This is a genomic window from Micromonospora sp. NPDC048063, from assembly GCF_043202855.1.
Lineage (GTDB): Bacteria > Actinomycetota > Actinomycetes > Mycobacteriales > Micromonosporaceae > Micromonospora.
Genome location: NZ_JBIDBG010000001.1, coordinates 662,548 through 675,432, shown reverse-complemented (window position 1 = coordinate 675,432; position 12,885 = coordinate 662,548). Strand labels below are relative to the sequence as shown.

The 12,885-nt window shown below is 73.0% G+C and carries 9 protein-coding genes; 2 read left to right on the top strand and 7 right to left on the bottom strand.

All coding sequences use genetic code 11. The annotated features are described in order from the left end of the window. Positions 1 to 76 precede the first annotated feature (76 nt). Both ACGFZ2_RS02960 and ACGFZ2_RS02955 read left to right on the top strand, forming a co-directional pair. Positions 77 to 487 carry a DoxX family protein gene (locus ACGFZ2_RS02960; protein ID WP_393449510.1) on the top strand — a complete coding sequence of 137 codons (411 nt, stop codon included), beginning with the start codon at positions 77 to 79 and terminating at the stop codon, positions 485 to 487. A gap of 46 nt (positions 488 to 533) precedes the next feature. Beyond that, a complete protein-coding gene (locus ACGFZ2_RS02955; RefSeq protein WP_393449507.1) occupies positions 534 to 980 on the top strand; it encodes a hypothetical protein in 447 nt (148 codons plus the stop codon). 22 nt (positions 981 to 1,002) lie between these two features. Here ACGFZ2_RS02955 and ACGFZ2_RS02950 read toward each other — a convergent pair whose 3' ends face one another. From ACGFZ2_RS02950 to ACGFZ2_RS02920, 7 genes are all read right to left on the bottom strand, one after another. Beyond that, entirely contained in the window at positions 1,003 to 2,748 is a 1,746-nt protein-coding gene (locus ACGFZ2_RS02950) for an ABC transporter permease subunit (RefSeq protein ID WP_393449504.1), read from the bottom strand. Next, positions 2,745 to 4,247: an ABC transporter substrate-binding protein gene (locus ACGFZ2_RS02945; RefSeq protein WP_393262457.1), complete on the bottom strand. Its 1,503-nt coding sequence runs from the start codon at positions 4,245 to 4,247 to the stop codon at positions 2,745 to 2,747. The genes ACGFZ2_RS02950 and ACGFZ2_RS02945 overlap by 4 nt, the downstream gene beginning before the upstream one ends. Positions 4,248 to 4,283: 36 nt before the next feature. Further along, entirely contained in the window at positions 4,284 to 5,063 is a 780-nt protein-coding gene (locus ACGFZ2_RS02940) for an ABC transporter ATP-binding protein (RefSeq protein ID WP_393449501.1), read from the bottom strand. Further along, complete coding sequence (locus ACGFZ2_RS02935; protein WP_393262460.1) at positions 5,060 to 5,839, bottom strand: ATP-binding cassette domain-containing protein; 780 nt, start codon at positions 5,837 to 5,839, stop codon at positions 5,060 to 5,062. Before ACGFZ2_RS02935 ends, ACGFZ2_RS02940 begins: the two co-directional genes overlap by 4 nt. Positions 5,840 to 6,044: 205 nt before the next feature. After that, positions 6,045 to 6,557: a hypothetical protein gene (locus ACGFZ2_RS02930; protein WP_393262463.1), complete on the bottom strand. Its 513-nt coding sequence runs from the start codon at positions 6,555 to 6,557 to the stop codon at positions 6,045 to 6,047. After that, positions 6,547 to 8,355, bottom strand: coding sequence for a RyR domain-containing protein (locus ACGFZ2_RS02925; RefSeq protein ID WP_393449498.1), 1,809 nt, complete (start codon positions 8,353 to 8,355; stop codon positions 6,547 to 6,549). Before ACGFZ2_RS02925 ends, ACGFZ2_RS02930 begins: the two co-directional genes overlap by 11 nt. A gap of 280 nt (positions 8,356 to 8,635) precedes the next feature. Continuing rightward, positions 8,636 to 12,853: a HEAT repeat domain-containing protein gene (locus ACGFZ2_RS02920; RefSeq protein WP_393449495.1), complete on the bottom strand. Its 4,218-nt coding sequence runs from the start codon at positions 12,851 to 12,853 to the stop codon at positions 8,636 to 8,638. Positions 12,854 to 12,885 lie beyond the last annotated feature (32 nt).

Here is a 12,885-nt window from a genome sequence, read left to right as displayed (position 1 = left end):
TCTCGACCGGCGTGTAGAGAACGGGTGGCCGGCTCCGACGTCCCGGGTACAACGACGACCCGACGAGGAGAGCCCCATGACCGCCAACGTCGCCACCCGTTCCGCCAGCCGCCCGACCGGTCTGCGCCGCACCGGATCCATCGCCCGGTGGGTGGTGCAGGCGTTCCTCGCCGTGCAGTTCGTCTCGGGCGGGGTGCTGAAGCTCATCGGCGACGCGCGAATGGTCGACCTGTTCACCGACATCGGTGCGGGGCAGTGGCTGCGCTACCTGGTCGGCGTGTGCGAGGTGGCCGGCGCCCTCGGTCTGCTGGTTCCGCGGCTGGCCGCGCTGGCCGCCCTCGGCCTGACCGGGCTCATGGCCGGGGCCGTGGTCACCAACGTGCTGATCGGCGCCAACCCCGCGGTGCCAGCCGCGTTCCTGCTGCTCGCGGCGGTCATCGCCTACAGCCGCCGCGCTCAGATGCGCCGCTCTACCCCCAGCCGTTGAGACCCCAACCGTTCGAACGCCCGACCCGGTGAAAGGAACCATTGCCATGACCGACAAGACCCTCGGCGGCGCGTCCGCCAGCACCCCCCACCCAGCCCTGAAGACCCTTGAGGTACTGGTCGGCACCTGGGATGTCTCCGGGCCCGGGCACCACGGCACCGTCACCTACGAGTGGATGCCGGGCGGTCACTTCCTGGTCCAGCGCGTCCACCTTGTCCAGGACGACCACACCACCTCCGGCATCGAGTACATCGGATACGACCCCGGGAGCGGCACCCTGAAGTCGCACTTCTTCGGCAGCAATGGAGAGATCCTGGAGTACGTGTACGAGATGGCCGACCGCGAGCTGACCATCTGGTTCGGCCAGCCAGGCTCGCCGGCGAGGTACCGCGGGACCTTCGACGCGGAGGGCACCAGCGCCACCGGAGCGTGGGCCTGGCCCGGTGGCGGTTACCAGTCCACCATGACCCGCGTCCATCCCGCCGTCCGTTGACAGCCTGGTGGGGTGGTGTCTCTCAGCGGGAACGCCGCAGTGCTGAGGCCGTGACGGTGAGCACGGACAGGGCGACCAGCGACAGGCACGGTCCGAAGGCCGTCCACGGGGCGCGTTCCACGTACGGCATGCCCTCGGACAGCACGAGGCCCCAGTCCGGGGTCGGTGGTTGCGGACCGAGGCCGAGGAAGCCGAGTGCCGCCAGGGCCAGCGCGATGCCCGGGATGCGCAGCAGCGCGTGGCGGGTCAGCGGCCCGAGCACGCCGGGAAGGATGTGACACCACAGGGTCCGGGCCCGTCCGACACCGAGCACGGGCAGGATCGCCACGTACGGCTGTGCCCGTGCCTCCACGACCAGAGCCGCGGTGTGCGCCGCCAGGGGCGCCCAGCCGACCAGCAGTACGGCGGCGGCCGCGGCGCCGGTCGACGGGCCGGTGACCGCGACGACGAGCAGCCCGGCCAGCACCGGCGGCGCCGCGTTCGCCATCTCGATCGGGCCGGTCGCCGCCCGGGGAAGCAGTCCGACCACGAGCCCGATCAGCAGGCACGCCGCGCACAGCAGCAGCGCGGTGCCGATGGTCGTGGCCGCGCCGTGGCCCAGCCGGGCGAGCAGGTCCCGCCCGGAGGCGTCGGCGCCCAGCGGCAGGTCCCACGAGGGAGCCGTCAACCGGCCGCGGTCGGCGGCGTAGGGGTCGCCGGCCAGCCCGGCGACGACGAGGACGGTGAGCACGAGCGTCGCCACGCCGGTCGTGATCCACAGGCCGCGGTGCGGGGCCGGGGCGTGCGCGGCCACCGGCAGGGCGCCGGAACGCAGCGCGGGGCCGAGCAGTGCGCGGCGCAGCAGTTCGGCGCCGATGCCGGCCACGACGCCGAGGACGAGCAGGATCAGCACGCCGCCCTGCAGCACCGGGAGGTCCTGCGTCTGGGCCGCGCCCAGGGTCACCCGGCCCAGCCCGGGAACGGCGAAGACCCGTTCGACGGCGACGCCCCCGCCGGTCAGGCCGATGAGCACCAGCCCGATCTGCGGGAGCAGCGCGGGCAGCGCCCGCCGGAGCAGGGCGGCGGCGGTACGGGCACGGCCGGCCCCGGCGGTCGCCCAGGTGATCGTCCACGGCTCCCCCGCGGTACGGGACACCGCGTCGGCCAGGAGCATCCCGATCAGCCCGCCGGCCGGCAGTCCCAGCGCCAGCGACGGCAGCACGGCGTGGTGCGCCGAGTCCCACCCGTACGGTGGAAAAGCGCGCAGACCGACCGCCCCGACGATCAGCAGGACCGACGCGAGCAGGAACTCCGGCAGCGCGGTGAGGGCTGCGGCCCCCGCCCCGCCGCTGCGTCGCGGGGTGCCGCGCAGCGCCGCCCGGAGCGCGGGCAGCGTCAGCAGCCCGGCCACCACGGCGGCGACCAGCCCGGCGAAGGCCGTCAGGGTCAGCGAGACCCCGGTGGCGGTGAGCAGGTCCGGCAGCACGGGCCGGCCGCTGACCCAGGAGGTGCCGAGGTCCCCGCGCAGCAGACCGGAGAGCCAGCGGCCGAGCAGCGCGAGCGGTCCCGCGTCGAGGCCGAGTTGCTCGCGGACCGCGGCCAGCGCCTCGGGGGTGGCCTCCTGCTCGGCGGAACGCCCGCGCAGCACGGTGAGCGCGGGGTCACGCCCGGACAGCCAGGGCAGGACGCCGACCAGGGCGATCACCGCCGCGGCCGCGCCGATCCGGGACAGGGCGGTCACCCCGGGAAACGGCCGGGGCCCGGCTTTCAGGAGGGGTGCGGCGGTCACGCTGGCGCGGTTCGGGCCGTGATCAGCGTACGCTCGCGCGAGTCGCGCTCCACGCCGGTGAACGCGCCGGACTCCCCCTGGATGACCCGCTCGTGCAGCAGCGGGATCGCGGCGTCCGACTCCAGGATCAGCTTCTCCGCCCGCATGATGGCCGCCTGTCGCTGCGGGCCGGCCGTGGTGGCCGCGGCGGTTCTCAGGGCGGCGTCGATGGCCGGGTCGCAGAGCTGGGCGATGTTGAACGAGCCCTCGCAGGAGAAGTCGCTGTACATGTAGGCGACCGGATCGCCGGAGTCCAGGACGGTGGCGCGGGACAGGACGAAGGCGTCGAACCTGCCGGCCAGGGCGTCGGCCTCGATCTGGGCGTACTCGCGTACCTCTTGGCGCACCGTGAAGCCGGCGGCTTCGAGCTGCTGCTGGAGTTGCACGGCGACCTCGGGCAGCTCGGCCCGGTCGGTGAAGGTGGCCAGCACGATCGGGGTGCCGTTCACCTTCTTCGCGGCGGTGTTCTCTCGCTCGAGGCGTGCCTCGGCCGCCCAGGGCAGAGCGGGACCGAGCAGGCCGGCGGCGACGTCGGCGCGGCCCTCGTAGACGGTGTCGACGATCGGTTCGCGGTTGATCGCCTGGCGGGCGGCGGCCCGCACGGCGGGGTCGGCGAACGGGCCCTTCTTCGTGTTGAGGTACAGCGTGTTGGTGCGGGGCATCGGCACCTCGAACACCTTGTCGGCGTCGAGCAGACCGGCCTGCGACACCGGGACGGCCTCCACCACGTCCACCGTGCCGGTCCGCAGCGCCGCCGCCCGCGCGGTGGCGTCCGGGACGAAGCTGACGTCGATCCCGGCGGCCTTCGCGGGCCCGCCCCAGTAGCCGTCGTAACGGTCCAGCTTGGCGGTCGTGGTGTTACTGGAGATCAGCCTGAACGGGCCGGTGCCGCGCCCGGCGGGGTTGACCACGCCGTCCGCTCCGTAGGCCGCGGCGGACAGGATGGAGAGCTGCGGGCTGGACAGCCGCTGCGGCAGCAGTGGGTCGGTTTCACGGGTGGTGACCAGGACCGCCTTGTCGGTGGCCGCGGGATCCGGCTGCACGGTCAGCTCGACGCCGTCGAGGATGCGGGGCTTGGGGCTGGCCTTGGTCGCCGCGGTCAGGGCGGCCACCACCGACGCCACGGTGAGCGGGGTGCCGTCGTGGAACGTGACCCCGCTCCGGATCTCGAACCGCCACGTCCTCGGGTCGTCGAGCGGGGTGAAGGCGGTGGCGAGGGCAGGCTGCGCGATGCCGTCGGCGTCGAGGGTCACCAGGGTCTCGGCCGTCGACCAGCGGGACAGCTTGAACGCGTCGTCGCTGAACGGGGTCAGCCCGCTGCGCGGCGGCAGCAGCATCGCCACCGAGATCCGGTCGTCGCCGGTGGCCTCGGCGGTGTCGCCGCCGGCGTTGAAGCAGCCGCTCAGCAGCAGCACGCCGGCAACGGCAGCGGCGGCGAGGCGTAGGCGGGATGGAGGCACGGTGATTCTCCGATGGGTAGTGGGGATTCCGGTGTTTCAGGCCGGGAATCGGGGCACCGCGGCGAACAGCGCGCGGGTCTCCGGGTGTTCGGGGCCGGCGAGCAGGTCGCCGGTCGGGCGGTCCTCGACGATCCGGCCCTCGTGCAGCACCGTGATCCGGGCGCACAGGGCAGCCGCCGCGGACAGGTCGTGGGAGACCAGCAGCAGCGCGGTCCCCCGGGTCTCGGACGCCTGGCGCAGGGCGTCGACGACGTGCGCCCGCAGCGGGGCGTCGAGGCCGCTGACCGGCTCGTCGGCGATCAGCAGTCGCGGCTCGGGGCTCAGCGCCCGGGCGATCGCCACCCGCTGGGCCTGCCCGCCGGAGAGATCCCGGGCGCGGGCCGTCCGCAGGTCCGCCGGCAGCCGTACGGCCTCCAGCGCCGCCACGGCCGCGGCGGTGAGCCGGGCCCGGTCGGTGACCCCGCACAGCCGGCGAATCGGCTCCGCGACAATGTCGAGGACCCGGGCGCGCGGGTCGAGGGTGGACCCGGGGTCCTGCGGCACGTACTGGACGACCCGGCGGAACCAGCGCAGCCGGTGGACCGGTCCGGGCGTCACGTCCCGGCCGTCGCAGCGGATTGAACCGGCCTGCACCGGTTCCAGGGCGAGCAGCGCCCGTACCAGAGTGGACTTTCCGGACCCGGACCGGCCGACCAACGCGACGCGTTCACCGGCGGCGATCCTGAGGTCGACGCCGTCGAGCACGGGCAGGGCGGACGCCGAGCGGTGGGACGGCGGGTAGGCGTGCCGAAGCCGGTTGCACTCGATGACGGTCATCGGCGTGCGGCCAGGGCGTCCGCCGAGAGCCGGGCGGCGTCAACGAGGTCACGGGCCCGGGGATGCCGAGGGTCGTGCAGCACGTCGAGGGCCGGGCGGTCCTCGACAACGCGCCCCTCGTGCAGCACCACGATGCGGGTGCACAGCTCGGCGGCGACAGCGAGGTCGTGCGTGATGAACAGCAGCGCCGGGCCGTCCGGGCCGCCGGTACGCTCCCGTAGCAGCCGCACGATCGCGGCCTGGGTGACGACGTCGAGGGCGGTCGTCGGTTCGTCGGCGATCAGCAGTGGCGGGTGGGCGGCCAGGGCCACGGCGAGGCAGGCGCGTTGGCGTTGCCCGCCCGAGAGCTGGCTCGGGTAGCGGCCGGCGACCCGCTCCGGGTCCGGCAGGCCCACAGCGGCCAGCAGTTCGAGAAGCACCCGCCGGGTGTCGGCGCGCCGGACGTCGCGGTGCAGTGGCAGGGCGACCTGTTCACCGATGGTGACCAACGGGTGCAGCGCCAGTGCGGGGTCCTGGAGCACCGCAGCGGGTCTGAACGCGGCGCCGCGGCGGGCGCACGGCAGACCGAGCACCTCCTCGCCGGCGATGCGGATGCTGCCGGCGGCGACCAGGCCCAGGGGCAGGACACCCAGCACGGCCTTCGCGGTGAGGCTCTTGCCGGACCCGGAGGCGCCGACCAACGCGACACGCTCGCCCGGCGCACACGTCAGGTTGACATCGGAGACGAGCGCGCGACCGTTCCCGTGTACCCACAGGTCGGTAGTGGTCAGAACCACCTGCCCCACCACACCCCCAGAAAACGAGATCGGTTTTCGTCGCCCGGATAGCTGCCGCCCGGCGGTAACGCCGCAGGCCCGAGCCCTCCGGCGGTGAACGTTACAATGAAAACCGTTGCCAACAAAATCGTGGCGTCACCCGACCCACGTGTTCAGGTTCTCGAACCCATTCGTCGCAGGCAGCCGCCCCGCCGTTGCTGGCCCGTCAGTCCCCGAGGACCATCCGGCGGGCGCCGACGGGCCAGAGGACCGTGGTCGGGATGCCGTGGCGCCGCGCCCAGCCGACGGTCCGGTCCGTCGACGCCGCGTGGCAGCCAGGTTCGCCGTCCCACACCGCCACGAGTCGCTGCACCCGTCGCACCAGTTCCCGGTTGGCGGCCACGTAGGCGGCGGTGTGCGAGCGGTCGTAGCCGGTGTGGACGACCGCCGCCGCCCGGGCGAGCAGCTCGTCGAAGGCCGTCCGGTTCTCCGGGCGGATCACGGCGGTCCGGTAGTCGCGGGCCGGGAGGATCACCTCGTGCGTGCCGCCCATCTCCAGAATCGTGCGCACGAAGACCTGATCCGCACCGGCCGCCAGGCAGGTGACGCCGTGCACCGGCCGGTCGCTGATCCGGCGCAACTCGACGCGGAGCGCGTCGGCGACGAGCAGCTCGGTGTCGCGGGTCAGGTTGATGTGCCCGGTCATGCCGACGCGCACCGGTGCGGGATCAGCCGGCATCCCCCGGTCCTCTCCGCTGCGCGGGCACCGCGGGTGCCAGCCGGATCAGCTCGAACCCGCTGTCGGACAGCACGTCGGGCAGCGCCCGGATCTCCTCGCGGTTCTGCTCCTGGACGCCGGGGGGCAGTTGGTCCCACGGCCGCAGGGCGGGATGCCGCCGCCGGGCGTCGTCGCGGGGCTCGCCGTACGTCCAGCCCTCCCCTCGCCGTTCCCGGCACCACCGTTCGTGCTCGAGGCGGGCGAGTTCCTCGATCCGGTCGTCGATGACCTGCCCGGCGGCGGAAGCGTCGCCGGTGCCGCCGCGCCGGGGCGCCACGACGCACCCGAGATTCAACAGCTTCGCGGCGATGTCCTGGACGTGTGCCCTGTTGGCCCGCCGCAGCGACTCGGGCAGCCGCGACCAGTCCACCATCGCCGGCGCGTCGCCGGGGCGCACCCCGGCGCCCTGCTGGGCCTGGAGGTACCGCTCGTGGATCAGCCGGGCCAGCCGCTCGGTGAGGTCCTCGGCGATCAACCGGGCATCGCAGGCGCGGGTCAGCACCGGATAGAGGCGGAGCTTGCCGTGCACCTCGTCGAGCAGGTCGTGGCGGGAGTCGCCGTGGAAGGCGGCGGCGAGCGCCGCCTGCTGGTAGACCGGTACGAAGACGGAGCTTTCGGCGCTCTGCCAGAGGGCGGGCGTGTCCAGCACAAACTGCAGGCCGCTGGTCTCGTCCGGTGCGCAGACGTAGATGCGGTCGTAGCGGCCTCGGTCGAGCTGGTCGAACCCGACGAGGCCGTCGAGGTCCCGGTTGTACGCGGTGAGCTGGCAGACGGTGGTCAGGAACGGGTAGCGGGACGCCGCGACGGCGAGTTCGGTGTCGGCGTCCGGGGCGACGAGGTCCACCCGCAGGGGTGGCACGAACTGGCCGGGAGGGGTGTCGGCGTGGCGTGCCCGCCAGTGCCGAGCGGTTTCCACCAGGAGGGCTCGGCGGAAGGCGCCGGTGCCGGCGATGAGGACCTTGGTGGGTCGGCCGGTCGCGGGTGGCAGCGGGTGGTGCCGGTGCAGTGCGCGGGCGGCGACGTCGTCGACGTGGAAGTAGTCCAGCCGCAGCCGGCTGGATCCCGCGGCGCCGAGTCGTCGGGCCTGCAGTGACAGGCACATCTCGGAGTCGTGGACCAGTACGTAGACTCGGGGTGGTTGCCGTCGGTCCTGGACGAGCCGGCTGGCGGTGTTGGCGATCGCGTGGTTGCGGTCGTCGTCCTCGCTGCAGGCGTAGATGGTGTGGGCCCGGGGCAGGCCGGCGCCGCGCAACACCTGAGGGCTGGCCGGGTCGCCGATGACGCCAAGATACCGGCGTAAGCGGTACTCCAGCGGCCCGAACGGTTCGGAGCGCACCACGACCACGCGTTCGCCGTCGGCGAAGAGTCGGTCGGCGAGCATGTGGGCGAACTGGGAGTCGCCGCAGACCAGGACGTGACCACGGGCTCGCCGGGCCCGCAGGCGGCGGCTCTCGGCGGCCAGCAGCAGCCGGCTGGCCTCGGCCACGGCGAGAAGGGTGAACAGCGGGGCGGCGAACCGGGCGACCTGCAGCTGCCACGGGTAGGGTCCGGAGTTCTGGAAGGGTTCGGCGCCGAAGACGAAGAGCTGCAGGTCGTAGTAGAGCACGTCGTACGGGTCGTGCGCGGTGTCCGGCCGGGCCTGGAGCAGGCGCTCGAAGCCGACGTAGCCGAGTATGAAGGCGGCCAGTCCGATGACTCCGAACACGACTCGAAGCCACCATTCGACCAGGCGGGGCGAGCCGGCGACCGGGTCTGTCATGAGCCTGATGATATTTGACGAGGTCGATCAGGACCGCGCTCGGCGCACCCGCCTCCGTGCTACCAGCTCGGGCGGGCCGGCGGTGGGGACCACCGCGCTCGGAGGCCGTCTCCGCGGCCGGGACCGGTCGCCAATGCGGGTACGGGACCATGCGCAGGCCGATGCCACGGTCGGTGCGAGCGTGTTGTTGACGGCGGACGCGGCTGCGGTTGCCGCCCCGTCCGGCTCGACCTGCTCACGGGCGACGGCACCGCCTGTCCGGGCGTCCGGTCGGGCCCGGTCACGGGAAGTCGTCCGGCTTGGTGTCGGGCAGCGCGGCCAGCAGTTGCCCGGCCAGCCGCCGTACGGTGGCGTCGTCCTCCTGGCGAGCAAGCCGCGCGAGCACAACCCGGGTCCGGGTGTCCCTACAGTAGTGGCGGGTCAACCCGAGCAGCGCGGTCCGGCGGATCTCCCAGTCATTGTCGTCAGCCAGCCGTAGCAGCAGCTCCTGCACCCCCACTCGGCCGGCCAGCGTGGCTCCCAGCTGTTCCACGGCCCGGCGCCGGACCTCGAGGTCCGGGTCGTCGCGGACCAGCCCCACCAGCAGTACCCGGACCTCCGGGTCGGCTCCGAAGTGCGCGCCGAGCGCGGCGGCGATGCGGGCGCGGATCGCCGGGTCCTGGTCTGCCAGGCGGCGCAGGAGCCGCAGTGTCACCGCCATGGATGCCGAGCCCTGCTCGGTCAGGCAGCACACCGCCGCGTCGAACACGGCAGGGTCGCTGTCCGACTCGACGCACTCCAGCAGCACGTCGGTCACCAGATCGGGGCTCCCGTACGCGCAGAGGGCCTGCACGGCGGCCAGCCGGATGCCGACGTAGCTGTCTCGGCGGGCCCGCCGGCACAGTGTCTCCATCAGGCCGTCGGTCTCGCCGTGGCGGGCGAGCGCCTGGGCGGCCGCGCGCAGCACGTTCGGGTCGGGGTCCCGGCTGACCTGCTCGGCCAGGCACTCCAGCACCTCGGGGTCGGGCGGGTCGGCGAGGCGGGTCAGGCGGAGGGTGACCCGCAGCCGGACGATCGCGTCCCGCTCCTGGGAAGCGCGGCTGATGAGCAGATCACGGGTGGCGCGCCCGAGTAGCGGCCGACCGGTGAGGAGGTCGACCGCGGCGAGCCGGACGCTCGCGGTCGGGTCGCGGTGAGCTTTCTCCAGCAGCAGCTCTCCGGTGCGGTGGTCCGGGTATGCCTCAGCCAGCGCGCGCACCGCGGCGAGGCGCACCGTCGCGTCCTCGTCGGCACGGGCCGCATGCGCCACCACGGTCCATCCGGTGTCGTCGGCGCGGTCCCGGTCGATCAGCGCGGTCACGGCGGCGGCACGCACGGAGGCGTCCTCGTCCTGCTCGATCTGATCGACCAGCCGGGCTCGGCAGCGCCCCTCCGGGTCGGATACGAGCGCCAGCCGCTGCACGGCGACCGCGCGGAGCCGCGCGGAGGTGTCCGAGCCGGCCAGCTTCAGCAGCAGTTCGATGCTCTCCGGGCCGGACCGCCCCGGCAGCAGCTCGCTCACCACGCAGCGCCGCACCTCGTCCGGGGAGTCGCCGGTCACCCGCTCCAGTGCCCGGGTGCGGGCGGTCCCGGCGTGCTCCGGCAGGGCCAGCAGGCCCTCCAGCGCGCACTGCACCACGCCCGGGTCGGTGTCGGTGGCCAGCAGTCGCTGGAGTGTCTCGGGGGCCTCCGGGAGGTCGGCGCAGCGCGTGGTGAGCACTCCGGCGGCGGCCCGCCGCACCGCGGTGGCGGGGTCTTCGGTGGCCCTGGCCAGCACCTGGCGGACGTCCTCGGACAGCTCGGTCCGGCCGCCGAGGGACTGCACGGCCAGCGCGCGCACCGCGAGATCGGGTGAGTCGGCAAGGTTACGCAGCACGTCGACGTGGTCGGGGTCGGCGCCGAAGTGCGCGACCAGAGCCCGTACGGCGGCCTGCCGCACCGCGGTGGAGACCTCGGCCTGTGCCTGGGCGAGCAGGAGGTCTCGGCATCGGCGGCGGCTGCGGCTGGTGGTGGTGTCCAGCCGGCCGGCGGCCTCGGCCAGCCCCGCGACCAGGGTGAGGTGGGCCTGCCGCTCGCGGCCCTGCCCCAGTTCCCGGACCAGCAGTTCCTCCAGCTGCTCCTCGGCGGTGGAGAGCGCCGCGGCGATCCGGGTGGCGAATGCGGAGCCGGAACGCCAGCTGGTCCGCACCCCGCGACGGCGGTACCAGTGCAGGAAGGCTTCCCGGCCGGGCCAGCTCGGTCCGAGCGCCCGGATCGAGGACAGCAACTCCTGCTCGGTGAGCTCCACCAGGTTGGGGTCGTCGGCGGAAATGCCGTGTTCGACCAGCCGCACGACCTGGCACAGCACCGCGTCGCCCGCGCCGGCCAGCTCGGCGGGCTGCGGCGCCTCCGCCACGCACTGCGCGGCCAGCACCAGGTTCCATGGCGGGCCGGTCAGGTTCAGCGGCGGCCAGGGTTGGTTGGCCTCGGTGGCGAGCAGGATGACCAGGTCGTTCGCGGTCTGGGCGGGCAGGGCGCCGGCGACCAGCCGGAGCACCTCCCGCCAGGACGGGTCGGCCCAGTGCTCCCGGAACAGCGCGCGCAGTTGGTCGAGGCCCCAGGCGTCCGGATCGTGCTCGAACCTGTCCACGATCTCCTCTGCGCAGAAGAACTCCAGGAACGTGCGGTGCACGAACCCGAACAGTCGCAGTCCGTACCGTTCCAGGATGAAGCTTCGCTGACGCAATTTGTCGATCATCGAGTAGGCCATGGCGAGCGCCCGCTCGTTCTCGAAACCGTAGAACGCGACGAGGTCGTCCCGGAAGATGCGGGCCAGCTCGTCGGATTCAATGTAGTTTCCTGCCGGGCCGGACTCCCGGAACTGCATCCAATACGCCAGGTGGCGCACCAACCGGCGCTTCGCCTGCAGGTCCAGCAGCGGCACGTCGCTGTGGCTTTCCCGCAACTGTTTGGTCACGTCCCACTCGGAGATCAGGACGTCCGTGACGTGCGCGTAGAGCCGGTGCCGGTTGCGGGGCAGCGGGTGGCCCCGGCCGACGATCGCCATGAGCATCAACAGCAGGGGGTTGCCGGCGATCTCGTGCATCGCTCGGGACCTGCGCACCACGTCGAGAATCTGTCGCCGCTGCCGGTCCGCTTCCGCCGTTGGGGTGGGCATCACGTAGCGGTACCAGTTGCCGAGGAACCGGGCGATTCGCTCGTCGTCGAGATCCTCCAGGGTGAAGTGGTCGAAGCCGGCGTTGGCGAACGTGTGCCGCAGGTAACCGGCCGCCCGCGAGGTGACCATCGTCCGCACCCCCGGGTACTCGCTGGCGAACGTGGCGATCTGCGCGGCCACCTCCTCCCGCTGCGCGGGGTCGAACACCTCGTCCAGGCCGTCGAACAGGAACAGCGCCTGGCCGCCCTGCCGCAGGTACGCCTCCAGCACGCCCTGGTCGATTCCGGCCAGTCCCTGCTGGTGGCGGTGGCCCACGTAGTCCAGCAGGCCGTCGCACCGCCCGTCCCCGCAGTGCGCGGCGTAGGAGCGCAGCTCGATCAGGACGGGTAGGTACCGGTCCAGCGCCGCCAGCCGGGGCTCGGCGCAGACCCCGGCCAGCGCCAGCGCCAGGTACCGCGCGGCCGCCGACTTGCCGGAGCCGGGGTCGCCGAGCAGCACGATCGCTCGCCGGCCCGGATCGCACACCACGTCGAACAGGGCCAGCGCGTCCTTGGCCGCGTATTCTTCCCAGAGCCGCTCCACCTCCTCCGGGTTGACCACCCCGGGCAGCCCGCTGGCATAATCGTCGCCTGTGGAGCTGACCCAACGCCACCAGGCCAGTGGCATCTCCGGCCGGGTGTCCTCGTGCACGCGAGGCTCCACGAACATCTTCGGTAACCCGACCGTGAGGTATCCGATGGTGGGGCGTGGTGAGACCGCGTCCAGCGGAACGGCCTGGTACCTCAGCGCCAGCTGTTTGTAGTACTGGCTGCGCACGGCTTCCGGCAGGTGGGTGTCCGGGTCGGCGGGCTCGCGCGCCGGGGATCGGCCGCTGCGCACCTCGGCCAGTGCCACGGTCACCTTGGCGGCGAGATCGTCCACCCCGGAGAAGAAGGCACAGAGGTGGCGCTCCTTGAGCTCCCGGCGCAGCGCGACGATCTGCTGCCAGTCGGCGTCCCGGTCGATCATGCCGACCGGCCAGGGCGTGTCCTCGGCGAGCAGGAAGATCAGGCAGGGCTTTCCGGCCGCGAGTGCCTCACGGTACTCCAGTTCGGTGATGGAGGAGTCCTGGCCGGGCGGCCGGAACCCGTACCGCCAGGCGAACAGCCCCACGTAGAGATCGCACCGGCGCACGTCGGCCAGGCAGCGTTCCAGCGGTGGCCGGACGTCGGCGCCGTACGCCTCCATGGCCACGTCCTCGATCTCGAGACGACGTGCCACGACGTGCACGGCAGCACGATATTCCAGCAGGTCCTTTTGGGTGGCCGAAATGTAGACCTTCATGAACGGCAAACTCCAGGGGGTGGCTGGCGACC